This is a genomic window from Achromobacter marplatensis, assembly GCF_002209535.1.
Classification (GTDB): Bacteria; Pseudomonadota; Gammaproteobacteria; order Burkholderiales; family Burkholderiaceae_B; genus Achromobacter; species Achromobacter marplatensis.
The window spans coordinates 616,898-643,877 of the sequence record NZ_NJIG01000002.1; the positions used below are offsets into that span (position 1 = coordinate 616,898).

Below are 26,980 nucleotides of genomic sequence, written 5' to 3' on the forward strand. Positions count from 1 at the left end.
GCCGGACGGCCGTGGGGGAGGTGGCCTTAGTGGTCCAGGTTTTCGTGCGCGCGTTCGCGCATGAAGAACGAGGCAACGAGACCCAGCGCTACGCCGAACATCACGTAGTAGGCGGGGGCCATCGGCGAACCCGTGGTCTTGATCAGCCAGGTCACGATGAACTGCGCGAAGCCGCCGAAGATCATCACCGCCACGTTATAGGCCAGCGACAGGCCCACGGAGCGCACGCGCGCCGGGAACAATTCCGCCATCACCGTGCTGAACACGCCGAAGAAGGCCGACACGAAGAAGCACACCACGATCTGCACCGTCAGCAGGCGGCCGATCGACGGCGCGTCCGACAGCCAGTAGTACAACGGGTACAGCACGATCAGGTAACCGATCAGCGAACCGATCACCAGCGGACGGCGGCCGATGCGGTCCGACCAGGCGCCCATGAACGGGGTCATCAGCACCATCAGCGCCGCGCCGGCCATCTGCACCATGAAGGTGTCTTTCATCGGCAGCTTCAGGATCTGCGTGGAGTACGTCACCAGATACGTGAAGGTAATGTAGATGGACACCGTCGCGGTCACGACCAGGCCCACGCCGATCATCGTTTCGCGCGTGTGGGTCTTGACCATCTGCACCAGGCTCAGGCGCTGCACTTCACCGCGCGCGGCGGCCTGGCGGTCTTCTTCCTGCATCTTCTTGAAGACTTCGGTTTCGTCGATGTTCTTGCGGATATAGATCGCGATGGGAACAATGACCAGGCCGAAGGCGAACGGAATGCGCCAAGCCCAGGCGGCGATCTGTTCCTGCGTGAAGAACTCGGTGATCAGCGTGCCGCAAGCCGCGCCGATCAAGAGCGCCAGCATCTGGCCGGCCATCTGCCACGATCCGTAGAAGCCGCGTTTGCCGTTGGGGGCCATTTCGATCAGCAGCGCCGTCGACGTGCCGAATTCACCGCCCGCCGAGAAGCCCTGCAAAAGGCGCGCGATCAGGATGAAGATCGGGGCCAGGATGCCGGCGGCGTGGTAAGTCGGGGCAACCGTGATCAGTGCGATCGACACGGCCATCAGCGAGGTCACCATCACCATCGCGGCCTTGCGGCCCTTCTTGTCGCCGTACATGCCCAGGATGATGCCGCCCACCGGGCGCATGAAGAAGCCGACGCCGAAGATCGCGGTCGTCATCAGGATGGCGTTCAGTTCGCTGCCGGGCAGGTTGGGGTCGGTGGGGAAGAACAACTTGGCGATGATCGGCGTCATGAACGCGAACACCAGGAAGTCATACCATTCGAGGGCGTTGCCTATCACTGCGGCCACGATGTTGCGTGTGGGAACTGCTTTGTGCTGCACGGTTTCTCCTTGGGGGTATTTTCCAATCCGGGCGACATTCTAGGCGCTTAACCCGTGAGCGGTGGGTAAGGCCGTCCAAGACGCGGGCGCTTCCTGGCTTTACACTTGCCGTTTTCCCCCAAAAGAGAAGTGACATGAACGCGCGCACCTGGCTGGAAACGCTGGTGGGTTTCGATACCACCAGCCGCAATTCCAATCTTGCCCTGATCGAAACCGTCCGCGATTGGCTCAAAGGCCAGGGCGTCGATGCGTGGCTGGCGCACAACCCCGAGCGCACCAAGGCCAACCTGTTCGCCACTCTGCCTGCGCAGGACGGCAACCAGCAGGGCGGCATCGTCCTGTCGGGCCACACCGACGTGGTGCCCGTGGATGGCCAGGACTGGAGCACGGACCCGTTCAAGCTCGTCGAGAAAGACGGGCTGCTCTATGGGCGCGGCAGCTGCGACATGAAGGGGTTCATTGCCGGCTCGCTGGCGCTGGTGCCGGAATTCCTGGCCATGCCACGCAAGAAGCCGATCCACCTGGCGTTCTCCTATGACGAGGAAGTCGGCTGCGCCGGCGCGCCGTACATGCTGGCCGACCTGCTGGAACGCGGCATCCGCCCCGAGGGCTGCGTGGTGGGTGAACCCACCGGCATGCAGGTGGTCGTGGCCCACAAGGGAATCAATCTCTTCCGCTGCAAGGTGCACGGCAAGGCGGCGCACTCGTCCTTGACCCCGCGCGGCTGCAACGCCATCGAATACGCTGCCCGCCTGATCTGCCGCATCCGCGATCTGGCCGACAGCTTCAAGGCCAACGGCCCGTACGACCAGTTCTACGACGTGCCGTTCTCCACCATGACCACCAATCAGATCCGGGGCGGCATCGCGGTCAATACCATCCCCGAACTGTGCGAATTCACCTACGAATTCCGCAACCTGCCGGGCATGCAACCTGACGAGATCCAGGCCGAAGTTGAAAAATACGTGCGCGATGAGCTCTTGCCGCGCATGAAGGCCGAATTCGACGGCGCCAGCATCGAAATCGAAACCGGCGCGGCTGCCCCCGCCCTCGAAGCCTCGGAAGAAGCCGCCATCACCCAACTGGTGCGCGCGCTGACTGAAGACCGCACCACCCGCAAGGTGGCCTACGGTACCGAAGCCGGCCTGTTCCAGGGCATCGGCATTCCCACGGTCGTCTGCGGCCCCGGCCACATCGAACAGGCCCATAAGCCCGACGAATACGTCGCCCTGGACCAGATGGCCTCGTGCGAGACGTTCCTGCGCCGCCTGGGCCAATCGCTCTAAGCGCCGTCGGGGTGCAGCCAGGGCAGGGGCTTCCCACCCTGGCCGCGCCCGGGTCAGGTAAAATGACGGGTTGCAAACCGGATTTGCGGCCGGCAGTGGTCTGCCGCGATACCGGGGGAGATGCTTGGTGAAACCTTACGACTTTCCGGATGCCAAGGGCCATTTCGGCCCTTATGGCGGTGTTTTCGTGGCGGAAACGCTGATGCACGCGCTCGACGAGCTGCGTGCCGCCTATGACCATTACCGTGTCGATCCCGCCTTCCTGGAAGAGTTCAACTACGAACTCAAGCATTTCGTCGGCCGGCCCAGCCCGGTCTACCATGCCCGCCGCTGGTCGGACCTGCTGGGCGGCGCGCAGATCTGGTTCAAGCGCGAAGACCTGAACCACACCGGCGCGCACAAGGTGAACAACTGCATCGGCCAGGCCCTCCTGGCCAAGCGCATGGGCAAGCCGCGCGTCATCGCCGAAACCGGCGCCGGCCAGCACGGCGTGGCCACGGCCACGGTGGCGGCCCGCTACGGCATGGAATGCGTGGTGTACATGGGCAGCGAAGACATCCGCCGCCAGGCGTCGAACGTCTACCGCATGAAGCTGCTGGGCGCCACGGTGGTGCCGGTCACTTCCGGTTCGCGCACCCTGAAGGACGCGCTGAACGAAGCCATGCGCGACTGGGTCACCAACATTGAAAACACGTTCTACATCATCGGCACGGTAGCGGGTCCCGACCCCTATCCCCGCATGGTGCGCGACTTCCAGACCGTCATCGGCAACGAATGCCTGACGCAGATGCCTGAAGCCATCGGCCGCCAGCCCGACTACGTTGTGGCGGCGGTGGGCGGCGGCTCGAACGCCATGGGCATCTTCCATCCCTACATCCCCTATGAAAACGTGCGCCTGATCGGCGTCGAAGCGGCGGGCGAGGGCATGGACAGCGGCAAGCACGCCGCATCGCTGGCTGCCGGCCAGGTGGGCGTGCTGCACGGCAACCGCACCTACGTCATGCAGAACGCCGATGGCCAGGTCCAGGAAACGCATTCCGTGTCCGCAGGCCTGGACTACCCCGGCGTCGGCCCCGAGCATGCCTGGCTGAAAGACACGGGCCGCGCGGAATACGCGGGGATCACCGACGATGAAGCCCTGAAGGCGTTCCACGACTGCTGCCGCATCGAAGGCATCATGCCCGCGCTTGAGTCGTCCCATGCCATCGCGCAAGCCGCGAAGATGGCCCCCACGCTGCCGCGCGACGCCGTCATCCTGGTCAACTTGTCGGGCCGTGGCGACAAAGACATGCATACCGTCGCTGAACGTGCCGGTATCGAGCTCTAAAACATGACAATTCGCACCGATCGCATCGCCGCCGCCTTTGCGCGCACCGCCGAATCCGGCCGTGCCGCGGCGCTGATTCCGTATATCGCGGCAGGCGACCCGTCGTCCGCCGCTACCGTTCCCCTGATGCACGCGCTGGTCGAGGCCGGCGCCGACGTGATCGAACTCGGCGTGCCGTTTTCGGATCCCATGGCCGACGGCCCGGTGATCCAGCGCGCCGCCGACCGCGCCATCGCACAGGGCGTGGGCCTGACCCGCGTGCTGGAACTGGTGGCTGAATTCCGCCAACGCGACACCACCACCCCCGTGGTGCTGATGGGTTATGCCAACCCGATCGAGCGCATGGGCCAGACGGCTTTTGCCGTCAACGCCGAACGCGCGGGCGTGGACGGCGTGCTGGTCGTGGACTACCCGCCTGAAGAAGTCATCGAGTTCGCCGCGACCTTGGGCGAACACGGCATTGCCCCCATTTTCCTGCTGGCTCCCACCTCCACCGAGGCCCGGATCCAGGCCGTGGCGGAAGTGGCGCGCGGCTATGTGTATTACGTGTCGCTCAAGGGCGTTACGGGCTCGGGGTCGCTGAATACCGACGACGTCGCTGAACGCGTGGCCGTCATCCGCCGCCATGTGCGCAACATCCCGGTGGGTGTCGGCTTCGGCATCCGCGATGCGGAAAGCGCCCAACGCGTGGCGCGCGTGGCCGATGCGGTCGTCATTGGCAGCAAACTGATTGAAACGATGGAGCAGGCGGTGGCTGACGCCCCGGCTGCCCAGAAAACCGACGCTGCAGTTACCGCCGCCAGCGGCTGGCTGCGCACCATCCGGCTCGCGCTGGATCAAGTAAAACGAGAAAACGCGTCGGCCTGAACGGCGGGCGCGACCTCACACGGGATGAAATATCAATGAGCTGGATCGAAAAACTCCTGCCTCCTCGCATCAATAAGACCAGCGACAGCGGCGCCCGCCGCGTGCCCGAAGGCCTTTGGGTGAAATGCCCGTCGTGCGAATCGGTGCTGTACAGCGAAGACTTGGCGGCCAATCTGCATGTGTGCCCCAAGTGCGACCATCACATGCGCATCGGCGCCCGTGCCCGCATCGATTCGCTGCTGGACATGGAAGGCCGCGTCGAAATCGGCCAGACCACGCGTTCCGTGGACACGCTGAAGTTCAAGGACACCCGCAAGTACCCCGAGCGCCTGCAAGAGGCCGTCAAGCAAACCGGTGAAACCGATGCGCTGGTGGTCATGAGCGGCTCGATCCGCGGCGTGCCGGCGACGCTTGCCTGCTTTGAATTCGAATTCATGGGCGGGTCCATGGGCTCGGTGGTGGGCGAGCGCTTTGCGCGTGGCGCCCAGGCCGCCCTGGACAACAAGACGCCGTTCATCTGCGTGGCTGCCTCTGGCGGCGCGCGCATGCAGGAAAGCCTGCTGTCCCTGATGCAGATGGCCAAGACGAACGCCATGCTCACGCGCCTGTCGGCGGCGGGCCTGCCATTCATCAGCGTGCTTACCGACCCCACCATGGGCGGCGTGTCGGCCAGCTTCGCCTTCATGGGCGACGTGGTCATCGCCGAACCCAAGGCGCTGATCGGCTTTGCCGGCCCGCGCGTGATCGAACAGACCGTGCGCGAGAAGCTTCCTGAAGGCTTCCAGCGCGCCGAGTTCCTGCTGCAGAAGGGCGCTATCGACATGGTTATCGACCGCCGCCAGCTGCGCGAGGAAATCGCCCGCCTGCTGGCGCTGTTGACCAATCAGCCGGCGGACGTCGTCACCGCCGTCTAATTCGCTTCGCCGCGTCAAAAAATGCCGCCGTCAGCCTGATGCTGTCGGCGGCATTTTCGTTGTTGGCCGGCCGCATACTTGTTGTGCCGCAGGGCGGATCTTGTATCGGGTGTGACCACGTTTTTCGGAACAGTGTTTTCCACCTCGAATTGTTGCCATATTGCGACAATAGCCAAGCCATGCGGCCCGGATTTTGATATGTTGCCGGTTAGTCCAGAATTCTACGGAGTTACCTATGCTGTCGACCAAGAAGAAAATGCTTACCTGCCTTATCGGTCTGGCGCTTGCCGGCGCCGCCACCGTGGCCAGCGCGCAATCGTCCGAGGGCACGCAAGGCGGGGTCAGTATGCATTACGGCATCGGCGACCACTATCAGCGCTTCACGCTGAACTACGAAACCCCCTCTGTCTGGACCCACCAGTTCGGTGGCAACTGGGGCCGTCTGGACCTGACGCCTGAGCTCGGCGCATCCTACTGGTGGGCCGATGGTTCGCGTTCGCCGGGCCATGTCTGGCAGTTGAACGCCATTCCGATGTTCCGCTGGTGGACGGGCGAGCGCTTCTACCTCGAGGCCGGCATTGGCGCCACGGTGTTCTCCAGCACGCGCTTCGCCAACGAGAACATCAGTACCGCCTTCCAGTTCGGCGACCACGTCGGCATGGGCTTCCTCCTGACCCCGAACAACCGTATCGGCGTGCGCTATTCGCACTTCTCCAACGCCAGCATCAAGCGCCCGAACCCGGGCCTGGACGTGGTCCAGCTGACCTACACGTACCAGTTCTGAGCCCGGCTCGGCTGCGATCTTGAAGCCCTCGATCACGAGGGCTTTTTTTCGCCCTGTGGTCTTGCCGCTGCGGTTGGCACCGAACGCGCCGGGGCGGCCTTAGGCAAAAAAAAAAGCCCCCATCATGCGATGGGGGCTTTTTGTCGCGCGAGCGGCTTAGTGGCGCGTTTCGACTTGAACCAGCGGTTCGTTCGAAACGGCCGCAACCGGCTTGCGCTCACGGCCCAGGCGGGTCGGCGTATGCGCGGCGGCGATGCGCAGCTGGGTCTGGGCGTGACGGTCCGGATCGGTTTCCACCCACTTCAGGCCAGCGGCATTCACCACGTCGTGCAAGGCTTGGGCCTTGGCCGTCGGGGCCGTTGCGGGCACCACGATCGGCTGTTGCGCGTCCGCAGGAGCGGCGACCGGCGCAGCAGCGACCGGCGCGGCGGCTTCAGCCACCGGTGCGGGGGCCGTCACAACGGGTTCCGCGGCAGCGGTTTCCACGGGGGCGGCCACCGGCGCAGGTGCGGACACCTGGCTGGCGGGTTCCACTGCGACCGGCTGCGTCACTTCCGGGGCAGCCGTTTGCACGGGCTGGGCCACCGGTTCGGCCGCGGCTTGCACGGGTTCTGCCTTCGGGGTGTCAGCCTGTTGGGCTTCGACCGCCGGGGCTTCGACCTGCTGGGCAGCCACTTCGGCTTGCACCGGTGCGGCTTCAATGACCTGGGCTTCCGTCACCTTGGTCTGGACGGCTTGCGTCTGAACCGGAGTGGCTTGCTCGGCAGCTACCGGAGCGGCTTCTGCAACCTGGGCCGGGGCAGCCGGAGCAGCGGGAGCGGCTTGGGCCGGGACGCCTTCGGCTTGTTCGCCGGCGTCGTCATCCGAACCGTCTTCCAGTTGCTCGTCGCTGCCAGCCAAACCTGCTTCGTCCGGGCTGCGGCGGCCACGGCGGCTGCGGCGGCGACGGCGCTTGCGTTCCGGATCGGCTGCGCCTTCGGCGCCTTCTGCCGTCGGGATGCCGTCAGCGGTCTGCTCGGCGGCGTCGGCCGCGTCCGCAGTGGCTTCAGCAGCCGGCTTGGTGTCGGGCAGGGCGGTCGCGACGCTTTGCGCCAGCGCGGCCACCATGCTTTCCTGTTCGCTCATTGGCGCGTCGGACTGGCCTTCTTCACGGCGATTGCGGCCACGGCCACGGCGGCGGTTGCGGCCAGCGCCGGTGTCGTCGCCATTGGCCAGGTCAGCCTGGTCGGGGCGGTTGGAGGCCAGGGCTGCCTGTGCAGCCTGGTCGCCGCGCGGTTCGTTGCGGTTGCCGCGGTCGCCACGTTCCTGGCGCTCGCCGCGTTCGCCTTCGGGGCGACGGTTGCCACGCACGTGATGGCGGCCGCCTTCGCTGCCTTCAGCGCCTTCGGCACGCGATTCGCCGCGACGGTTGCGGTTGCGGTCCGAACCGTGGCGTTCGCCGCGGCGTTCCTGGCCGTCATGGCCGCTGCGGCCCTTGCCGCCACGGCCGGAGGCCGCGCGCTTGGCGCTGTCTTCCTGGGCGGCGGGGGCGGGCTTGGCGGTGTCGGCATTGCCGGTCAGCCAGCCGACCAGGCGCTTGAACAGGCCGCCGAGGCCACCTGCTGCGGCGGGCGCTGCGGGAGCGGCGACCGGGGCTGCGGGCGTCGAGACGGGAGCGGGCTGCGAGGGCGTGATGCCCTTGACCAGCGCTTCCGGACGGGCCTTGATCTCGCTTTCGCGCGGCTGCCAGGGCGCGTCAGTGGCCGGGGCTTCCACCAGCTCGAAGCTGGTCTTCAGTTCTTCCAGTCGCGGATCGTCGTGGCGCAGGCGCTCGATGTGGTGGTGCGGCGTTTCCAGATGCTTGTTGGGGATCAGCATCAGGTTGACCTTCAGGCGGGCTTCCATCTTGGTGATGTCAGCGCGCTTTTCGTTCAGAAGGTAGGTGGCAACATCCACCGGCACCTGGGCGTGGACCGCCGCGGTGTTTTCCTTCATCGCTTCTTCTTGCAGCAGGCGCAGCACGTGCAGGGCGCTGGATTCGGCATCGCGGATCACGCCGGTGCCGTTGCAGCGCGGGCAGGTGATGTGCGAGCCTTCGTTCAGGGCCGGACGCAGGCGCTGGCGCGACAGTTCCATCAGGCCGAAGCGCGAGATCTTGCCCATTTGCACGCGGGCACGGTCGAAATGGAGGGCGTCACGCAGGCGCTGTTCGACGGCGCGCTGGTTCTTGCTGTCTTCCATGTCGATGAAGTCGATGACGATCAGGCCGCCCAGGTCGCGCAAGCGCAACTGGCGGGCCACTTCGTCGGCCGCTTCGGAGTTCGTGCGCAGCGCGGTTTCCTCGATGTCGGCGCCGCGCGTGGAGCGGGCCGAGTTCACGTCGACGGAAACCAGCGCTTCGGTGTGGTCGATCACGATGGCGCCGCCCGAGGGCAGCGTCACGGTGCGCGAGTACGCCGTTTCGATCTGGTGTTCGATCTGGAAGCGCGAGAACAGCGGGATGTCGTCACGGTAGCGTTTGACGCGCTGGACGTTGTCCGGCATCACCACGCTCATGAAGGCGGTGGCCTGGTCGGCGATCTCGTCGGTGTCGATCAGGATCTCGCCGATTTCGGGCGAGAAGTAATCGCGGATGGCCCGGATGACCAGGCTGGATTCCAGGTAGATCAGGATGGGCGCGGAGTTGTCGCGGGCAGCGCCGTCGATGGCGGTCCACAGCTGCAACAGGTAGGACAGGTCCCACTGGAGCTCTTCGACGTTGCGGCCGATGCCGGCCGTGCGGGCGATGATGCTCATGCCCTGGGGCAGCTCAAGCTGCTCCATCGTGTCGCGCAGTTCCTGACGGTCTTCGCCCTCGACGCGGCGCGAAACGCCACCGCCACGGGGGTTGTTGGGCATCAGGACCAGGTAGCGGCCAGCCAGCGAGATGAACGTGGTCAGGGCAGCGCCCTTGTTGCCGCGCTCTTCCTTTTCGACCTGAACGATCAGTTCCTGGCCTTCGCGCAGCGCATCCTGGATGCGGGCGCTACGGACATCTACACCTTCCTTGAAGAAGCTGCGGGCAACTTCCTTGAAGGGCAGAAAGCCGTGACGGTCTTCACCGTAGTTGACGAAGCAAGCTTCCAGGCCGGGTTCGATCCGGGTGATGACACCTTTGTAGATGTTGCCTTTGCGTTGTTCGCGGCCGGCAGTCTCGATGTCGAGGTCGATGAGTTTTTGCCCATCGACGATTGCGACGCGTAATTCTTCCTGATGCGTCGCATTGAACAGCATGCGCTTCATGAGAGGGTTTCTCCGTTGTCATGACGCGCCGATATCGGCGCGTGACCTCGGGTCACTCGGGCTGCGGCTGAAGCGGGCAAGAAATGCGGACCGTACCTGGGCGGCGCCCAGGCGTATCCGCCGCGGGTCAGGCGGGCACGTCGTGCCGTGGGGCACGGGGTTCTGTCAGCAGGAGGGTCAGCTTCACTGAATGTGGTTTGACGGAAAAATTGCTGTGAACGGCAGTTGCGGTCGGATTGGTTGCCTACACGCAGCTGGTGCTTTAAATATGCGACGATTCTTGCAGTGCTTCAGAGCCGCTTGCGGCATGCAACGGACCTGCTGGGACAGCGGGCAAAGTGAATGCCACACCACTATCCGGCAGGGCGCGGTTGCGCCGGCGACCAAGAGACCCAGGGGTTGAATGAGCAGGCAGTACAATGGCGGCCCGCGCGCTCGACGGAGTTGCGTATTTAAATTGCATCTCTACGCCAGGCGGCTAGTTCAGCCCCTTAAGGCTGTCCCGATTATATGTCGCTTTCCGCAATGCGCAAAGAAACTTCCTCCCCCATATCCCCCTCTAAAGCCCCCCCCGCCGTCCGAATGGTGGAGGTCGATGCCGAGCATGCCGGCCAGCGTCTGGATAACTACCTGATGCGCCTGTGCAAGGGCGTCCCCAAAACGCATATCTACAAAGCCATCCGCGGCGGCGAAGTGCGCGTAAATAAGGGACGCATTTCGGTCGACTATCGCATCGTCGAGGGCGACATTGTGCGCATCCCGCCCCTGCGCTTGCCGGATCCGGGCAAGCCCCGGCCGGTGCCCGGCGCGGAATTCCCGATCGTGTTCGAGGACGACGCCTTGCTGGTCGTGGACAAGCCCGCCGGCGTGGCGGTGCACGGCGGCAGCGGCGTGTCGTTCGGCGTGATCGAACAATTGCGCGCCGCCCGGCCCGAGGCCAAGTTCCTGGAGCTGGTGCATCGGCTGGACCGCGAGACCTCGGGTCTGCTCATGGTGGCCAAGAAGCGCAGCGCGCTGCTGGCCCTGCATGCCATGCTGCGGGAAGGCAAGGGCGACAAGCACTATCTGGCCCTGGTCGAGGGCGATTGGGTCAACGACCGCCAGCACATCAAGCTGAGCTTGTCCAAGTGGACCACGCAATCGGGCGAGCGCCGGGTCAAGGTGGATCCCGACGGCCAGACGGCGCACACCATCATCACGCTCAAGCAGCGCTTTGGCGGCTACAGCCTGGTCGACGCCGAGCTGCGCACCGGGCGCACCCATCAGATCCGTGTGCACCTGGCCGCCAGCGGCTTTCCCATCGTGGGCGACGACAAATACGGCCATGACGACGTCCGGGCGGAATTCGCCCGCAACGGGTTCGGCCGGATGTTCCTGCACGCCCACCAGCTGACCCTGGCTCATCCGGTCACGGGCGAGCCCCTGACCCTTACCGCCGAACTGCCTCCCGCGTGCCGGCAAATACTGAAACAACTGGAGTCGGTCTGATTATGTCGTCGTATTCGCTGGTCGTGTTTGACTGGGATGGCACCTTGATGGATTCCACGCACAGTATCGTGGCGGCCATTCAGGGCGCTTGCCGCGATCTGGACCTGGCGGTGCCCACGGCATCCGAAGCCAGCTGGGTGATTGGTCTGTCCCTGGAAAGCGCGCTGCGCCGCGCCGTGCCGGAACTGACGCAGGCGATGATGCCCCGGTTCCTGGAGCGCTATCGCACCCATTACCTGTTGCGCGACCCCGAGTTGCGTCTGTTTGACGGGATCCCGGAACTGTTGGCCGAGCTGGCCGGGCAGAACGTGCGCCTGGCCGTCGCGACGGGCAAGAGCCGGGTCGGCCTGACCCGCGCGCTGGCCGCGACCGGCCTGGGCCCCTTGTTCGACGCCACCCGCACCGCGGACGAAACCTTCAGCAAGCCGCACCCGGCGATGCTGCACGAGCTGATGCAGGAACTGGACGTCGAGCCGGGTCGAGTCGTGATGATCGGCGATACCTCCCACGACCTGCAGATGGCGGCCAATGCTGGCGTCCATGGCCTGGGCGTGACGTATGGTGCGCATACCCTGAAGGAACTGCAAGGTTGTGCGCCGCAGGCGGTGCTCGATAGCGTGCCGCTGGTGCGCGACTGGCTCTTGCCGCGGGTGTCCGCAAGCGCCTGATCCGGTAGCCGGCCGGGAACGTCCGGCCTCGGGGCGGGTCAATCTGGAAGTTCCCGTCCGCGGCGATGCTGCCGCGGAATATCATGGGATGGCGCAACGTCTATGGCATGCGCAGGGCGCGGCCATCACTGGCAGGCCCCAGACCGGAGAGACCACGATGTTGATACGCAAACCCGCCGATATTGTTCCGTCCGAAATCACCGACGAGGCCGTCTGGCGCTCGCGGCGCGAGTTGATGCTGCGCGCCGGGCTGACGGCCGCCGCCGTGGGTTTGCCGGGCTGGGCGACGCGCAGCGCCTTTGCCCAGGACGCCGGCGCCCTGCCGGGCAAGCCCAATGCGTCGCTCAGCGTCATGGACAAGCAGACCTCGCTGGCCGATGTGACGTCCTACAACAACTACTACGAGTTCGGCGTCGATAAGGGCGATCCCGCCGCGAACGCCGGCAAGTTGCAGACGAGCCCCTGGACAGTCAGCGTCGAAGGCGAGGTCGCCCGGCCGCGCACCTTCAGCATCGAGGAATTGCTCAAGCTCGCGCCGATGGAAGAACGCGTCTATCGCCTGCGCTGCGTCGAGGGCTGGTCCATGGTGATCCCATGGGTGGGCTATTCGGTGTCTGAACTGCTGAAACAGGTCGAGCCCACGGGCAACGCCAAATACGTTGAATTCGTCACGGCGGTGCAGCGCGAGAACATGCCGGGCGTGCGGGCCGCCATTCTTGACTGGCCCTACGTGGAAGGGCTGCGCATCGACGAGGCCATGAATCCATTGGCGATGCTGGTGTTCGGCGTGTATGGCAAGGTCCTGCCCAACCAGAACGGAGCCCCGTTGCGCTTGGCGGTGCCGTGGAAGTACGGGTTCAAGTCGGCCAAGTCGATCGTCAAGATCCGGCTCGTGGAAAAGCTGCCGGTGTCGTCCTGGATCAAGGCGGCCCCGCAGGAGTACGGCTTCTATGCCAACGTGAACCCCAACGTCCCGCATCCGCGCTGGAGCCAGGCGACCGAACGCCGCATCGGCGAGGACGGCCTGTTCAGCCCCAAGCGCAAGACCTTGATGTTCAACGGCTATGGCGAACAGGTGGCATCGCTCTACCAGGGCATGGACCTGAAAGCCAACTACTGAGGCATCGATGCCTGAAGGCACTTCGCAACCTGCGGCTACCGCAGTCCCGCGCAAGGCGTCCCTGTCCGCTCGGGCAGTCGGGCGGTTCAAGCCTGTCCTGTTCCTGTTGGGCCTGACGCCGCTCCTGCGGTGGATCTGGCTGGGGTTCAACAACGGCCTGACCGCAAACCCGGTGGAGTTTCTGACGCGCTCGTCCGGCACGTGGACGCTGGTTTGCCTGCTGGTCACGCTGGCGATCACGCCGCTGCGCCGCCTGACCGGGCAGCCCGCGCTGGTTCGCGTGCGCCGCATGTGCGGGCTGTTCGCGTTTTTCTACGGCGCCATGCATTTCATGGCCTGGGTCTGGTGGGACCGCGGGCTGGATCCGGCGGCGATGCTGCAGGACATTGGCGAGCGCCCCTTCATCACGGTGGGGTTTGCCGCCTTTGTGCTGATGACGGCGCTGGCGGCCACTTCCACACAGTGGGCCATGCGCCGGCTGGGCAAGCGCTGGCAGCAACTACACCGCGCCATCTACGCGATCGGGCTGCTGGCGGTCCTGCACTATTGGTGGCACAAGGCCGGCAAGAACGACCTGGCGCAGCCGCTCCTGTATGCCTCGGTGCTTGCCCTGCTGCTGGGGTGGCGGATCGTGGCGTGGTGGCGCCGCCGCGCCTAGGGGTTCGCCTAAGGCATTGCCAGCATGATCGCCGCGGTTTCCGCGTCCGGCTGGCCATCGTGCAGGGCGGGGCGATAGTGCATCTGGAAGGCCGCCAATGTGTTGATTGTTGCGCGGTCCAGGGCGCCATCCTGCGGGCAGGCATAACCCAGCCGCAGCAATTGCTTCTGGAACCAGGCCACGTCCGGCACGCCCTCGGTTTGCAGGCGCGCCAGATGCTCGGTGGCGCCGGCCTCGTCGTACCAGCGGCCGATCCCCGCCGCAGCCAGTGCTTTCCACGGGAAAAGCGGGCCAGGGTCCACTTTGCGCTGCGGGGCGATATCGCTGTGGCCCACCACGTTTTCAGAGGCGATCCCGTGCCGCTGGATGATGTCGCGCAGCAGGATCGTCAGCGCCCGCAGCTGGCGTTCGTTGTAGGGATGCCAGAGCGGCTTGCCATCCGGGCCGTCCGTCCAGCCGGGGTTGACGACTTCGATGCCGATGGACGTGCTGTTCATGGCGATGTTGCCGTACCAGGAGCTGGCGCCGGCATGCCAGGCGGCACGGTTTTCATCCACCAGGCGATAGGCGCGCCCGGCGTCGTTGATCAGGTAGTGCGCGCTGACCTTGCCTTGGGACAGCAGCTTCATGGAGGTGGCGTCGTCGACCGAGGTGTAGTGCAGGACGACGCTGCGTACGCGGCTGGCCTGGCTGACGGCGGTGACTGAGGTGTCCAGGTCCAGTCCGGCGGGGCCGCGCGTGGCGCAGCCCGCCAGGACTGCCGTGGCCAGCAGTGTGGTGATCAAGCGGAACATGGGTCAGCGGGCCAGGTAGAGGAACAGCGTGGGCAGCTTGTCCAATTGGGGCGCCGGCAGCTTTTTCCAGTCGGCCACGGTGTGCGTCACGACCCATTCGTCGGCAGTCGTGACCGAGCGGGCCACGCACAGTTTGGTGTCGCCCTTCAGGCTGGCCAGCAAGGTGGCGAACATGGCGGCATTGCGGTACGGCGTTTCGATCAGCAACTGGGTCTGGTTGTGCTTGGCCGAATGCTGTTCCCAGGCGCGCAACTGCTTGGCGCGTTCGGCCGGGTCCACCGGCGCGTAGCCGTGGAAAGCGAAACGCTGCCCGTCCAGGCCGCTGGCCATCAGGCCCAGCAGAATGGAAGAAGGGCCCACCCAGGGTTTGACGGTGATGCCCAGGCGATGGGCGGCGTCCACGACCTTGGCGCCGGGGTCCGCGACGGCGGGACAGCCCGCTTCGGAGACCAGCCCGATTTCCGCGCCTTTCCTCACCGGCTCCAGCCACGTCTTGATCTGGCCGTCGTTGACCTTGTCGGTCAGCGTGTGGATGGTGATTTCCTGCAGAGGCCGGGTAGTGCCGATCAGCTTCAGGAAGGCGCGCGCTGTTTTGGCGTTCTCGGCGATGTAGGTGTCCAGCCGTCCGGCCAGCGCGCGCACGTCGGCGGGCAGCCAGCGCTCGGGCGGGGCCTCTCCCAGGCCGACCGGGATCAGGTGCAGGGCGCCGCCGCTCATTCGGAAGCTCCCGGCGCGTCCAGCGGATCCAGGCCGAACCGCGTCAGCATGCGCGTCAACTCGATCAGCGGCAGCCCGATGATGGCGGTCGGGTCGTCGCTTTGGATGCTCTCCATCAGGGCGATGCCCAGGCTTTCCGCCTTGGCGCTGCCTGCGGTATCGTAGGGTTCCTCGGCGCGCAGATAGGCCTCGATGGCGCGGTCCGACAGTTGGCGGAAATGGCAACGCGTGACGATGTCGGCTTTTTCCACCCGTTGGCCATCCGTCACCGCCAATGCGCTGTGGAATTCCACGATTTGCCCCGACAGGGCCCGCAATTGCGCCAGGGCGCGAGGGAAATCCCCCGGTTTGCCGATCGGCTGGCCGTCCACGGTGGCCGCCTGATCCGACCCGATGACGAGGCTGCCGGGGTGCTTGTCCGCCACGGCCATGGCCTTGGCGACCGACAGGCGCAGGGCCAGCGCGGCAGGCGTTTCGCCGGGTTGTGGCGTTTCGTCTACATCGGGGGAAATGGCGGTGAAGGGCAGGCGCAGGCGCGACAGCAGTTCTTTGCGGTAACGCGAGCTGGACGCGAGGATCAGGCTAGGCTTGGAAGGCATGCGATATTTGACGTTAAAGCGTAAGTCGCAGTATTATCTAACGTTTTGCGGGATTTTTGCAGTGAACGGGTACCCAAATTCGGGTCGCGTTCTGGTCACGGCGTGCTGTTTGATAAAGCCAGCTTGGCAAAGTCAGGTGGGCAACCCCAGGTTTGCAAACCCAAGGTGGCAAAACGTGATCCATCGCAAAGACCTGTAAATGCAAAGGATTGATCATTAAGCGCATCGATGCATTCGCATTTGCCCATAGTGGCAAGGAAGCGCATGGCACCATACCTCTTGTGCGGTTTTCGCGCGCGGTTGAAGGGTTACCCGAACAACCGCTGGGCGATGCCGGGCTTGTGACTTGGTCCGTGCGCGGTGAGGTGGGCAAGTCTGGTCTGTTGCTTGGCCGGCCCCTCTTGCACGTTCACGTGCAGGCGAACCCGGTGCTGGTGTGCCAGCGGTGCAACGCGCCGTTCGTGTATCCGGTCGATAGCGAAGTCCTCTTGCAGCTGGTCAAGTCCGAAGCCGATCTCGACGATGGTTTTACCAACGGTGATTACACCGACGGTCATGCCGACGAGGACGATGAAGACGAAGAAGGAAATGGTTTTGTGTCCAACCAGCCTGAAAAGGTGGTGGGTTCACATCATTTTGATCTGCTGGCCCAGATCGAAGATGAGCTCATTCTGAGCGTTCCGTATGTGCCCAAGCATGAAGTATGCCCGGGCGCGCAGGCCAAAGTCAGCGATGCTCTTGATGAGCCCGCTGTCAAGCGTCCGTCGCCGTTTGCGGTGCTGGAACAACTGAAGCACAAAGATTGAGATCAACATCGGGCCGCATCGCGTACAATGCGCCCCGTTTCTAGGAGTCATCATGGCCGTTCAACAAAACAAGAAGTCCCCCTCCAAGCGCGGTATGCACCGTTCGCACGATTTTCTGGTTGCTCCGTCGACCGCCATCGAGCCGAACACCGGTGAAACGCACCTGCGTCACCACATCAGCCCCAACGGCTTTTACCGTGGCCGCAAGGTCCTGAAGACCAAGGCCGACGAATAAGGCCCCCGGGCCGAACTCGTACTCGGACCAATTCGGCTGAGCGCTGATACCTGGCACCCGTGATACGCATCGCCATAGACTGTATGGGCGGAGACTTCGGTCTGCCCGTCACGATTCCGGCTGCGATCGAGTTCGCCCGGCAATTTCCGGATACCCGGCTATTGCTGGTCGGGCTTCCCGACGCTATCGAAGCGGCGCTCTCCGAGCACCGCGGCGTAGCGCGCGATCGTATGGAAATCGTGGCGGCTTCTGAAGTCGTCACCATGGACGACCCTGTCGAGGTCGCCCTGCGCCGCAAAAAAGACTCCTCCATGCGCCTGGCCGCCCAGTCCGTCAAGGACGGGCGCGCTGACGCCTGCGTTTCCGCGGGCAACACCGGCGCGTGGATGGCCATTTCACGCTACGTGCTCAAAACGCTGGACGGTATCGACCGCCCCGCGATCGCCACGTCCATTCCGAACCAGACGGGCCGCGCCACCACGGTGCTGGACCTGGGTGCGAATGTGGACTGCTCGGCCGAGCACCTACTGCAATTCGCCATCATGGGCGCCGCGCTGTCGCAGGCGGTGGACCATCGTGAGAACCCCTCCGTGGGCTTGCTCAACATCGGCGAAGAAGTCATCAAGGGCAACGAAGTCGTCAAGGAAGCTGCAGAGCTCCTGCGCGGCAGCCCGTTGAATTTCTACGGCAACGTGGAAGGCAACGACATCTTCAAGGGCACGGTCGACGTCGTCGTCTGCGACGGTTTCGTCGGCAACGTCGTGCTCAAGTCCGTCGAGGGGCTGGCGAAGATGCTGTCCAGCATCATTCGCGAAGAGTTCAAACGCAACATCGTCACCCTGCTGGCCGGCGCTATCGCCAAGCCGGTGCTCAACCGTCTGCGCAATCGCGTCGACAACCGGCGCTATAACGGCGCCGCGTTGCTGGGCTTGCGTGGCGTGGTCATCAAGAGCCATGGTTCCGCGGATGTCTACGCCTACGGTTTTGCGTTGCAACGAGCTCGCGAAGCCGTAGTGAGTAAACTGCTGGAGCGCACCGCTCAGACGGTCGCTCAGATTACCAAGCGCGTTCAATCGGGCGAGGGCGCCGCAACGCCTTCGCGGAACGTGGCTGGGGACACCGCTTGATGGATACCGCAATGAAATATTCCGCAATCGCGGGCACCGGCAGCTTCCTGCCGGAACGCGTGGTTTCGAATGACGAATTGGCAGCGGAGCTGGCGACGCGCGATATCGCCACGTCCGATGAATGGATCGTTGAGCGCACGGGCATCCGTCAGCGCCATCTGGCCGAACGCGGCGTCACGACCAGTCAGCTAGCCACCGAGGCCTCGCGCCGCGCGCTGGCGGATGCGGGCGTCGACGCCTCCGAGATCGACCTGATCGTCGTGGCCACGTCCACGCCCGATTTCGTGTTTCCCAGCACGGCTTGCCTGGTGCAGGCGAACCTGGGCGCCAAGGGTTCGGCGGCGTTCGACGTGCAGGCCGTGTGCAGCGGCTTCGTCTATGCCCTGACCACCGCCGACAGCTTCATCCGCGCGGGCCGCGCCCGTTGCGCGTTGGTGATCGGCGCGGAAGTGTTTTCGCGCATCCTGGACTGGAACGACCGCAGCACCTGCGTGCTGTTCGGCGATGGCGCGGGTGCCGTGGTGTTGAAAGCATCCGACGAGCCGGGCATCCTGGCTGCGCAACTGCATGCCGACGGCAGCCAGATGAAGATCCTGAGCGCTGCTGGCAACGTGGCCTATGGCGACGTGACGGGCGATCCGTTCCTGCGGATGGACGGCCAAGCTGTGTTCAAGCAAGCCGTGACCGTGCTGGACCGTTCGGCCCGCGACACCTGCGCTGAAGCCGGCGTGGCGCTCGCCGACGTCGATTGGCTGATCCCGCATCAGGCCAACGTGCGCATCCTGAACTTCCTGGCGCGCAAGCTTGCCGTGCCGGTCGAGAAAGTCGTCATTACCGTTGACAGCCACGCCAACACCTCCGCGGCCAGCGTGCCGCTGGCACTGGATGCCGCGCGCCGGGATGGCCGCGTCAAGCCGGGCCAGCTCATTCTGATGCAAGGTGTGGGCGGCGGATTCACCTGGGGCTCGGTACTCGCCCGCATGTAGGGGTGTGCCCGGGGCAGGGCGGCGCTTGCGCCGCCGTCGCCCGGAGAGCGCGCCTGACATTCCACACAGACACTGAATCAATCCAACCGGTCAATCATGAAAATCGCATTTGTCTTCCCTGGCCAAGGTTCGCAAGCTGTCGGCATGCTGGATGCCTGGTCGGGCGTCGCTGCAGTCACTGATACCGTGGCGCAGGCCTCGCAAGCCCTGGGGCAGGATCTGGGCGCGCTGATCGGCCAAGGCCCGGTGGAACAGCTCAACCTGACCACCAATACCCAACCGGCAATGCTGACCGCTGGCGTGGCGTTCTATGCCGCCTGGTGCGCCGCCGGCGGCCGCAAGCCCGACGTCGTGGCCGGCCACAGCCTGGGCGAATACGCCGCGCTGACCGCAGCCGGTTCGCTGGCGCTTGAAGATGCCGTGCGCCTCGTGCGTGTGCGCGCCGACGCCATGCAAGCTGCCGTGCCGGTGGGCACGGGCGCCATGGCCGCCATCCTGGGCCTGGACGACGATGCCGTGCGCGCCGCGTGTGCGCAAGCCGCCCAAGGCGACATCGTCGAAGCCGTGAATTTCAACGCGCCTGCGCAGGTCGTGATCGCGGGGCACAAGGCCGCCGTTGAGCGCGCCTGCGAACTCGCCAAGGCCGCGGGCGCCAAGCGCGCACTGCTGCTGCCGGTGTCCGCGCCGTTCCACTCCAGCCTGCTCAAGCCTGCCGCTGACGTGCTGGCTGGCGCGCTGGCCGCTGTCACCGTCTCGGTGCCGCAGATCCCCGTGATCAACAACGTCGATGTGGCGTCGCCCACGGAACCCGGGGCAATCCGGGATGCGCTGGTGCGTCAGGCATGGCATCCTGTGCGTTGGGTGGAAACGCTGCGCGCGATGAAGGCGCAAGGTGTCACGCACATCATCGAGTGCGGCCCCGGCAAGGTGCTGGCGGGCCTCACCAAGCGTATCGACCCCGAACTTACCGGCCTGGCCATCACCGATCCCGCGTCGCTTGAAGCCGCGTTGGCCGCCGTTAACGGAAATTAAAGACATGGACAACTCGATCGAACTGCAGGGCAAGATCGCGCTGGTGACCGGCGCCACGCGCGGCATCGGCCGCGCCATCGCCCAGGAACTGGCTGCGCGCGGCGCAACCGTCGTGGGCACCGCCACGTCCGAATCGGGCGCAGCCGCCATCACCGAAGCCCTGGCGCCGTCCGGCGGCCGCGGCGTGGTGCTGAACGTGACCGACGCCGAAGCCTGCGATGCGTTGATCGACGCGTTGGGCAAGGAAGGCGGCGGTCCGCACATCCTCGTCAATAACGCCGGCATCACCCGCGATACGCTGGCCATGCGCATGAAGGACGACGACTGGTCCGCCGTGCTGGACACGAACCTGACGTCCGTGTTCCGCCTGTCGCGCGCGGTTTTGCGCAGCATGATGAAGGCCCGCTGGGGACGCATCATCAACGTCACGTCCGTCGTGGGTTCCAGCGGCAACGCCGGCCAGGCGAACTACGCGGCCGCCAAGGCGGGCGTGTCGGGCATGTCGCGCGCACTGGCCCGTGAGTTGGGCAGCCGCAACATCACCGTGAACTGCGTGGCGCCCGGTTTCATCGACACCGACATGACCCGTGCGCTGGCTGAAAGCCAGACCACTGCGCTGCTGCAGCAGATTCCGCTGGGCCGTTTGGGCTCGCCGGAAGACATCGCCCATGCGGTGGCCTTTTTGTCCGGGCCGCAAGCGGGTTACATTACCGGCACCACCCTGCACGTAAACGGCGGGATGTACATGCAATAAATCACGAATTGCGCGCGGGCGGCCCAGGCCGCCGGGCCGCCGCCGGGCAACCAGCGAGGCTGCGCGCAGTTCATCCGGAAACGCCGCATACCGGTATTCCTGCGCCCCGATGGGCGACAGAACAAGTGCGCGGTGTTATTTTTGTCACGGCCAGGCGTTGCTTTCCTCTACGCTTGGCTATAATTCGCGGGATTTTTCCCAATTGGAGATCTGCATGGAAAGCATCGAACAGCGCGTCAAGAAGATCGTCGCTGAACAACTTGGCGTGAACGAAGCCGAGATCAAGAACGAATCCTCCTTCCTTGACGACCTCGGTGCCGATTCGCTCGACATGGTCGAACTGGTCATGGCGCTCGAAGACGAATTCGAGACCGAGATCCCCGACGAAGAGGCCGAAAAGATCACGACCGTGCAACAAGCGATTGACTACATCAATTCGCACGGTAAGCAGTAAGCTCAGCCTATATCCTTCCGGTTGCCCGACTGTCGGGGCCAACCGGGAAACGGGGCGGTTTCAGGAATTTGCCGTGTGGTCCGCGTGCGGGAAGGGCGTAGTAATGCCCGACCCGCTTTCGCGTGGGCCACACGCGCAGCGCATCCCGAAAACCGCCTTTCTTTTGTCTGTTTGAGGAGTCATCCGTGAAGCGACGTGTCGTCATCACCGGCCTTGGTATCGTTTCCCCCGTAGGGAACGACCTGACCACCGCTTGGGACAATATCGTCAACGGACGTTCTGGCATCAGCCGCATCACCCGTTTCGATCCCTCGGCCATCACCACGCACATTGCTGGCGAAGTCAAAGACTTCGACATCAGCACCTATGTCTCGTCCAAAGAAGCCCGCCAGATGGATACGTTTATCCATTACGGCCTGGCTGCCGGGATGCAGGCATGGCGCGATAGTGGCCTGGAAGTCACCGAAGCCAATGCCGAGCGCATCGGCGTGATCGTGGGCTCCGGTATCGGCGGTTTGCCGCGCATCGAGGAAACCCAGGTCGAATATCTGGCCAAGGGTCCGCGACGGATCTCGCCGTTCTTCGTGCCGGGTTCGCTGATCAACCTGATCTCCGGTCATTTGTCCATTGCCTACGGCATGAAGGGCCCCAGCTACGCCGTCGTCTCGGCCTGCACCACCGGCCTGCATTGCATCGGCGACGCAGCGCGCCTGATCGAATACGGCGATGCGGACGTCATGGTTGCCGGCGGCGCCGAATCGACCGTGTCCCCGCTGGGCATCGGCGGTTTTGCCGCCATGCGCGCCTTGTCGACCCGCAACGATGATCCTCAGACGGCTTCGCGTCCCTGGGACCGCGACCGCGACGGCTTCGTGCTGGGCGAGGGCGCCGGCGTTCTCGTGCTGGAAGAATACGAGCATGCCAAGAAGCGCGGCGCGCGCATCTATGGCGAACTCGCAGGCTATGGCATGAGCTCGGACGCGCATCACATTACGGCCCCCGACAAGGACGGCCCGCGCCGCGGCGTGCTCAATGCGCTGCGCAACGGCGGCCTGAACGCGGATGACATCCAGTATGTCAACGCCCACGGTACGTCCACGCCCCTGGGCGACAAGAACGAAACCGATGCGCTGAAGCTGGCGTTCGGCGATCACGCCAAGAAGCTGGTGGTCAACTCGACCAAGTCCATGACCGGGCACTTGCTCGGCGCGGCCGGCGGCATCGAGGCGGTGTTCACCACCCTGGCCGTGTACAACCAGGTCTCGCCTCCCACGATCAACATCTTCAATCAAGATCCCGAATGTGATCTGGATTACTGCGCGAACGAAGCGCGGCAGATGAAGATCGAAGTGGGCCTGTCCAATTCGTTCGGCTTCGGCGGCACCAACGGCTCTATGGCCGTTCGCCGGGTCTGATTTGGAAGGCTCGGACGCAGGGCGCTGGTCGTTTCAGGTGCCTGCCGGGCAGCCGCCCGGCGTCCGCGCGCTTGGCGGCCTGGCGATCGCCGTGGCCACGGCGTGCGCGCTGACGGCGGCGTCCTGGGGCGGCATGGCATGGGCGGCGGGCGCGGTGATCGCGCTGCTGCTTGTGCCGGCCGGGCTGTTACACTCGGCACGGAGTAGCCTGTCCCCGGTATCGGCAATACGCACGGCGACCGGGGCTGGCCGCTGGCAGGTATGCCAGTCGCAAGGCTGGCAAGACGCGGTGCTGCTGAGCCAGCAACGCGGTCCCCGCTGGCTGACGCTCACTTTGCAGCCATTGCCCACCGGGAGTACGGCCTTCACCAATAGCACAATCACCCTCACCGTCTGGCAGCGGACGTTGCGACCTGAGTCCTGGCGGCGCCTTTGCCTGCTGACGGGCACGGCACGGCGCGCACAGCCGGCGGCACGCCTGCAGGAGGCGTCATGAGCGAGCGCGAAGTCGACGCCGAGCTGGTCGCGCGCGTTCAACGGGGCGACAAGAAGGCCTTTGATCTGCTGGTGCTGAAATACCAGCGCAAGATCCTGCGCCTGCTGGCCCGGATGATCCGCGACCCCTCGGAAATCGAGGACGTGGCTCAGGAGGCCTTCATCAAGGCCTACCGGGCCCTGCCGCAATTCCGGGGCGAGAGCGCGTTCTACACCTGGTTGTATCGTATCGCCATCAATACGGCGCGTAACTGGCTGGCCTCGCAGGGCCGCCGGCCCAGCGCGCCAAATGCGATAGAAACGGAAGACGGTGAAACTTTTAACGAAACCGACAACCTAACCGATATAAGCACGCCGGAGTCCATGGTTGCCAGCCGCGAAATCGCCGAGACGGTGAACGCGGCCATCGAGGAATTGCCCGAAGAGTTGCGCACCGCAATTGTCCTGCGTGAAATCGAAGGTATGAGTTACGAAGACATCGCCCAGAGCATGGATTGCCCGATCGGTACGGTGCGCTCCCGCATTTTTCGTGCGCGCGAGGCCATCGCGACCAAATTGCGTCCATTGCTTGGCACCGATGCCGAGCGTCGCTGGTAAGGAGTGGCAGTCATGCAAACCGCAGCCAAGTCCGTTGAAATCGCCGAATCCTCCTGGGAGGAATCGGTTTCCGCCTGGATGGACGGAGAAGATTCCGACGATATTCTTCCCAGTCTGTTGTCCAAGGAAGGACGTCAGACCTGGGACACCTATCATTTGATCGGTGATTCCCTCCGTAATGCCGATCTGGCATTGACGCCCAGCGCCGCCTTCCAGTCCCGACTGGCGCGCGCGCTGGACGCCGAACTGCCGATCGTGGCGGCGCCCCGGCGCCGTTCGCCGTTGCGCTACGGGCTGTCGGGCCTGGCCGTGGCCGCCGCCGTGGCGACCGTCGCCTGGGTGGCCCAGCCCTACGTGACGGGCACGCCGGCGACCGAAGTCCGCGTGCTGGCCGACGCCAGCGGCACGCCTGCCTCCGCCGATGATGCGGGCTTGCGCGACTACCTGGAGGCCCATCGCCAGATGGCCGGCCCCAGCGCGGTGCGCCAAGTCTCGTTCGACGTCGGAGCGGGGCGTTGATGGCACTGGTGTTACCGACACGTTGGCCGCGCGCTGCTTCCTGGCACGCGCATCGCGCTGGCTGGTTCGCCGCCACGCTTCTGACCGCTTTCCTTGCCGCGCACGAACCTGCGCGCGCCGCAGACCCTGTGCCGGCAACGGACGACGTGGTCCAGTTGCTGTCGCGCATCCAGCAGGCCGCGCGCAAGCAGGATTACGCAGGCGTCTTCATGTATCAGCAGGGCGAGATGATCCAGTCTTCGCGCCTGGTGCACGTCCTGGACGGCACGGGCGAGCGCGAACGGCTGGAAATCCTTGATGGCCAACCGCGCGAATATCTGCGGCACAACGAAGACGTGCAGTGCCTGATTCCCGAGCGCAAGACCGTGCTGGTCGAGCGTCGCCGCGGCGACCGTTTCCCGGGCTTGCTGCTGGGAGATCCGGCGAATCTGGCCGAGCACTACAAGATCAGCACCGAACCCGCGCTGCATCGGGTGGCGGGCCGCGAATGCCGGCTGATCACGATCGAACCCCTGGACAAGCTGCGTTACGGCTACCGCCTGTGCGCCGACGTGGAAACCAATCTGCTGCTGAAGGCCCAGACCTTGAACGCCGCCCGCGGCGTCGTCGAGCAGGTGTCGTTCACGTCGCTGCGACTGGGCTCCGAAGTCGATCCCCAATTGCTGACGTCGCGCTGGAGCACGCGCGACTGGAAGGTGCTTGAGCCGACGATGGCGCCCGTGGACCTGTCGGCCCAGGGGTGGCGCATCCCGGCGCCCAAGGGCTTCAAGGTGATCATGCAAGTGGCGCGCTCGATGGGGCGCGGCGCAACGGTGAGCCAGATGGTGTTGTCCGACGGCCTGGCGGCCATCTCGGTCTTCATCGAGCCCTATGACAGCCAGCGCGGGCATCATCCCCCGCATGGCGCCGCGCAGCGCGGGTCGATTACCGTCTACGGAACGCGCATTGCGGACTTCTGGCTGACGGCCGTGGGCGAGGTGCCCGTGGGGACGCTGGAGCAACTGGCGGAAGCGACAGAGTATGTGCCCGCCGCACCTGCGGCAGCAGCGCCGGCACCCGGGACGGCCGGGTCCAAGTGATCCATGCCTCGGGGCGGCTAGCAGCAATTTCGGAGTAACTTATGAAAGCAATGACGGTGTCGAACGCTTATTTCCGGCGCTTTCTGACGGTTGTGGCGGCAAGCGTGATGATGTCCGCCGCGTATGTCCCCGCTTCGGTGGCGCAGACGCCCACCGTCGCGCTGCCCGACTTCACGGGCATTGTTGAAAAGGCCGACCCTGCGGTCGTGAACATCCGCACTACGGCTACCGTGCCGGTGCGTGGCCCCGGCCCGGGTGGCGGCGGCGGCGACCCCTACGAATTGTTCCGCTGGTTTTTCGGCCCAGACTTCCAGCCTCCGGGCCCGGGCGGCCAGTCCCCGAACCCGCGTCAGCGCCCGCAGCCTTCGCAGCCTGAAGAGCGCACCGTGCCGCGTGGCGTGGGCTCGGGCTTCTTCATTTCGGATGACGGCTACATCCTGACCAACAACCACGTGGTGGTCGACGCGACGGACATCTACGTCACGCTGACCGACGGCCGAGAGTTCAAGGCCAAGGTCATCGGCACGGACGAGCGCACGGACGTTGCGCTGATCAAGATCGAAGCCAAGGAAATGATCCCGCTGGTCATCGGCGACCCCAAGAAGCTGAAGAAAGGGCAGTGGGTGCTGGCCATTGGTTCGCCGTTCGGCCTGGATTCCACCGTGACCTCCGGCATCGTCAGCGCGATTGGCCGTGATACGGGTGAATACCTGCCGTTCATCCAGACCGACGTGGCCGTGAACCCCGGCAACTCGGGCGGCCCGCTGATCAACCTGGATGGCGAAGTCGTGGGCATCAACTCCCAGATCATTTCGCGCAGCGGCGGCTTCATGGGTATTTCGCTCGCTATCCCGATCGACGAAGCGATGCGGGTGGTGGACCAGTTGCGCGCCACGGGCAAGGTGACCCGCGGCCGTGTCGGCGTGCAGATCGGCGAAGTGGGCAAGGACGTGGCCGAAGCCATCGGCCTGCCCAGGGCCGAAGGCGCGCTGGTCAGCAGCGTGGAAGCCGAAGGCCCTGCCGAGCAGGCGGGCGTCCAGCCGGGCGACGTGATCCTGAAGTTCAACAACGAACCGATCAAGCGCTGGTCCGACCTGCCGCGCATCGTGGGCGAAACCAAGCCGGGCACGCGCGCCGACATGGAAGTGTGGCGCAAGGGCAAGAGCCTGACGTTGTCGGTCAAGGTCGGTGAAATCCCGACCGAGAAGGCCGCGGCGGCGGGCAAGAAGCCGGCCCCGGCGCCTGAAGTCACCAACGCGCTGGGCCTGGGCGTGGTGGATGTGCCCGCCGACGTGCAGAAGAAGCTGCGCATCAAGGGCGGCGTCCAGGTGAAGGTCGCCGAAGGCGCGGCCGCCAAGGCGGGCCTGCAGGAAGGTGACATTGTGTTGGCCTTGAACGACACTGACGTCACCGGCGCCAAGCAATTCGCCGAACTGGTGGGCAAGCTGGACAAGGCCCGCGCCGCAGGTTTGCTGGTTCGCCGCGGCGATCAGACGCAGTGGGTGGCGGTTCCGGCCTCGAAGTAAAGCCCTGAGTGGGGTGCTTTTTGCCCCGGGGCGGCCCGGCGGCAGAAAAAAAACCCCAAGACCGGCTAAAATGGCTGGTTGCCGCAAGAGGGGGCGCCTGGCGCCCCCTCGTTTTTGCCCGGGTTATTGGCC

At 65.0% G+C, this 26,980-nt stretch carries 26 protein-coding genes; 21 read left to right on the forward strand and 5 right to left on the reverse strand.

The genetic code is table 11. The features are described from left to right. Positions 1 to 26: 26 nt before the first annotated feature. Complete coding sequence (locus CEY09_RS06345; RefSeq protein ID WP_006223807.1) at positions 27 to 1,340, reverse strand: MFS transporter; 1,314 nt, start codon at positions 1,338 to 1,340, stop codon at positions 27 to 29. Between the two features lie 134 nt (positions 1,341 to 1,474). On the opposite strand from CEY09_RS06345, the gene argE reads away from it, so the two are divergent. From argE to CEY09_RS06370, 5 genes are all read left to right on the forward strand, one after another. Beyond that, positions 1,475 to 2,626, forward strand: coding sequence for an acetylornithine deacetylase (argE, locus tag CEY09_RS06350; RefSeq protein ID WP_088587970.1), 1,152 nt, complete (start codon positions 1,475 to 1,477; stop codon positions 2,624 to 2,626). A gap of 127 nt (positions 2,627 to 2,753) precedes the next feature. After that, on the forward strand, positions 2,754 to 3,953 hold the full coding sequence (trpB, locus tag CEY09_RS06355) for a tryptophan synthase subunit beta (protein WP_006223809.1): 1,200 nt from the start codon (positions 2,754 to 2,756) through the stop codon (positions 3,951 to 3,953). A gap of 3 nt (positions 3,954 to 3,956) precedes the next feature. Beyond that, positions 3,957 to 4,820 (forward strand): tryptophan synthase subunit alpha, encoded by an 864-nt coding sequence (trpA, locus tag CEY09_RS06360; RefSeq protein WP_088587971.1) that lies wholly within the window; start codon positions 3,957 to 3,959, stop codon positions 4,818 to 4,820. A 35-nt stretch (positions 4,821 to 4,855) separates the two neighbouring features. Beyond that, positions 4,856 to 5,734, forward strand: coding sequence for an acetyl-CoA carboxylase, carboxyltransferase subunit beta (accD, locus tag CEY09_RS06365; RefSeq protein ID WP_088587972.1), 879 nt, complete (start codon positions 4,856 to 4,858; stop codon positions 5,732 to 5,734). A gap of 235 nt (positions 5,735 to 5,969) precedes the next feature. After that, the gene (locus tag CEY09_RS06370) at positions 5,970 to 6,518 is read left to right on the forward strand and encodes an acyloxyacyl hydrolase (RefSeq protein ID WP_088587973.1); all 549 of its coding nucleotides are present in this window, start codon (positions 5,970 to 5,972) and stop codon (positions 6,516 to 6,518) included. 156 nt (positions 6,519 to 6,674) lie between these two features. Here CEY09_RS06370 and CEY09_RS06375 read toward each other — a convergent pair whose 3' ends face one another. Further along, complete coding sequence (locus tag CEY09_RS06375) at positions 6,675 to 9,779, reverse strand: Rne/Rng family ribonuclease (RefSeq protein WP_088587974.1); 3,105 nt, start codon at positions 9,777 to 9,779, stop codon at positions 6,675 to 6,677. A 525-nt stretch (positions 9,780 to 10,304) separates the two neighbouring features. Here CEY09_RS06375 and CEY09_RS06380 point away from each other — a divergent pair. From CEY09_RS06380 to msrQ, 4 genes are all read left to right on the forward strand, one after another. Beyond that, entirely contained in the window at positions 10,305 to 11,267 is a 963-nt protein-coding gene (locus CEY09_RS06380; protein ID WP_175216750.1) for an RluA family pseudouridine synthase, read from the forward strand. Between the two features lie 2 nt (positions 11,268 to 11,269). After that, a complete protein-coding gene (locus CEY09_RS06385; protein ID WP_088587975.1) occupies positions 11,270 to 11,935 on the forward strand; it encodes an HAD family hydrolase in 666 nt (221 codons plus the stop codon). Positions 11,936 to 12,092: 157 nt separating this feature from the next. Beyond that, a complete protein-coding gene (msrP, locus tag CEY09_RS06390) occupies positions 12,093 to 13,055 on the forward strand; it encodes a protein-methionine-sulfoxide reductase catalytic subunit MsrP (RefSeq protein ID WP_088587976.1) in 963 nt (320 codons plus the stop codon). Between the two features lie 7 nt (positions 13,056 to 13,062). Then, positions 13,063 to 13,713, forward strand: coding sequence for a protein-methionine-sulfoxide reductase heme-binding subunit MsrQ (gene msrQ, locus CEY09_RS06395; RefSeq protein WP_088587977.1), 651 nt, complete (start codon positions 13,063 to 13,065; stop codon positions 13,711 to 13,713). A gap of 8 nt (positions 13,714 to 13,721) precedes the next feature. Here msrQ and CEY09_RS06400 read toward each other — a convergent pair whose 3' ends face one another. From CEY09_RS06400 to CEY09_RS06410, 3 genes are read right to left on the reverse strand one after another with little or no spacing between them, the layout of a single operon-like run. Next, entirely contained in the window at positions 13,722 to 14,507 is a 786-nt protein-coding gene (locus tag CEY09_RS06400; RefSeq protein ID WP_088587978.1) for an N-acetylmuramoyl-L-alanine amidase, read from the reverse strand. Between the two features lie 3 nt (positions 14,508 to 14,510). Further along, entirely contained in the window at positions 14,511 to 15,224 is a 714-nt protein-coding gene (locus CEY09_RS06405) for an SAM-dependent methyltransferase (protein ID WP_088587979.1), read from the reverse strand. Then, a complete protein-coding gene (locus CEY09_RS06410) occupies positions 15,221 to 15,823 on the reverse strand; it encodes a Maf-like protein (protein WP_088587980.1) in 603 nt (200 codons plus the stop codon). The genes CEY09_RS06405 and CEY09_RS06410 overlap by 4 nt, the downstream gene beginning before the upstream one ends. A 209-nt stretch (positions 15,824 to 16,032) precedes the next feature. Here CEY09_RS06410 and CEY09_RS06415 point away from each other — a divergent pair, with 209 nt between their 5' ends. The 12 genes from CEY09_RS06415 to CEY09_RS06475 all read left to right on the forward strand — a co-directional run bounded on the left by CEY09_RS06415 (position 16,033) and on the right by CEY09_RS06475 (position 26,848). Beyond that, positions 16,033 to 16,629, forward strand: a complete 597-nt coding sequence (locus CEY09_RS06415) for a YceD family protein (RefSeq protein WP_006223821.1) — start codon at positions 16,033 to 16,035, stop codon at positions 16,627 to 16,629. 52 nt (positions 16,630 to 16,681) lie between these two features. Next, positions 16,682 to 16,864 (forward strand): 50S ribosomal protein L32, encoded by a 183-nt coding sequence (gene rpmF / locus CEY09_RS06420; protein WP_006218037.1) that lies wholly within the window; start codon positions 16,682 to 16,684, stop codon positions 16,862 to 16,864. Between the two features lie 59 nt (positions 16,865 to 16,923). After that, the gene (gene plsX, locus CEY09_RS06425) at positions 16,924 to 17,991 is read left to right on the forward strand and encodes a phosphate acyltransferase PlsX (protein ID WP_035212788.1); all 1,068 of its coding nucleotides are present in this window, start codon (positions 16,924 to 16,926) and stop codon (positions 17,989 to 17,991) included. After that, the gene (locus CEY09_RS06430; RefSeq protein ID WP_006223824.1) at positions 17,991 to 18,977 is read left to right on the forward strand and encodes a beta-ketoacyl-ACP synthase III; all 987 of its coding nucleotides are present in this window, start codon (positions 17,991 to 17,993) and stop codon (positions 18,975 to 18,977) included. Before plsX ends, CEY09_RS06430 begins: the two co-directional genes overlap by 1 nt. Before the next feature lie 96 nt (positions 18,978 to 19,073). Further along, the gene (gene fabD / locus CEY09_RS06435; RefSeq protein ID WP_088587981.1) at positions 19,074 to 20,009 is read left to right on the forward strand and encodes an ACP S-malonyltransferase; all 936 of its coding nucleotides are present in this window, start codon (positions 19,074 to 19,076) and stop codon (positions 20,007 to 20,009) included. Positions 20,010 to 20,013: 4 nt separating this feature from the next. Then, positions 20,014 to 20,763, forward strand: coding sequence for a 3-oxoacyl-ACP reductase FabG (gene fabG / locus CEY09_RS06440; RefSeq protein ID WP_006223826.1), 750 nt, complete (start codon positions 20,014 to 20,016; stop codon positions 20,761 to 20,763). A 214-nt stretch (positions 20,764 to 20,977) separates the two neighbouring features. Continuing rightward, the gene (gene acpP, locus CEY09_RS06445; RefSeq protein ID WP_003813816.1) at positions 20,978 to 21,217 is read left to right on the forward strand and encodes an acyl carrier protein; all 240 of its coding nucleotides are present in this window, start codon (positions 20,978 to 20,980) and stop codon (positions 21,215 to 21,217) included. Between the two features lie 185 nt (positions 21,218 to 21,402). Continuing rightward, entirely contained in the window at positions 21,403 to 22,632 is a 1,230-nt protein-coding gene (gene fabF / locus CEY09_RS06450; RefSeq protein ID WP_006223827.1) for a beta-ketoacyl-ACP synthase II, read from the forward strand. 492 nt (positions 22,633 to 23,124) lie between these two features. Further along, a complete protein-coding gene (rpoE, locus tag CEY09_RS06460) occupies positions 23,125 to 23,724 on the forward strand; it encodes an RNA polymerase sigma factor RpoE (RefSeq protein ID WP_006223829.1) in 600 nt (199 codons plus the stop codon). Positions 23,725 to 23,736: 12 nt separating this feature from the next. Further along, positions 23,737 to 24,243 carry a sigma-E factor negative regulatory protein gene (locus tag CEY09_RS06465; RefSeq protein WP_088587983.1) on the forward strand — a complete coding sequence of 169 codons (507 nt, stop codon included), beginning with the start codon at positions 23,737 to 23,739 and terminating at the stop codon, positions 24,241 to 24,243. Further along, positions 24,243 to 25,322 (forward strand): MucB/RseB C-terminal domain-containing protein, encoded by a 1,080-nt coding sequence (locus CEY09_RS06470; RefSeq protein ID WP_088587984.1) that lies wholly within the window; start codon positions 24,243 to 24,245, stop codon positions 25,320 to 25,322. The genes CEY09_RS06465 and CEY09_RS06470 overlap by 1 nt, the downstream gene beginning before the upstream one ends. A 107-nt stretch (positions 25,323 to 25,429) precedes the next feature. Further along, complete coding sequence (locus CEY09_RS06475; RefSeq protein WP_377785525.1) at positions 25,430 to 26,848, forward strand: DegQ family serine endoprotease; 1,419 nt, start codon at positions 25,430 to 25,432, stop codon at positions 26,846 to 26,848. Positions 26,849 to 26,980: the final 132 nt, after the last annotated feature.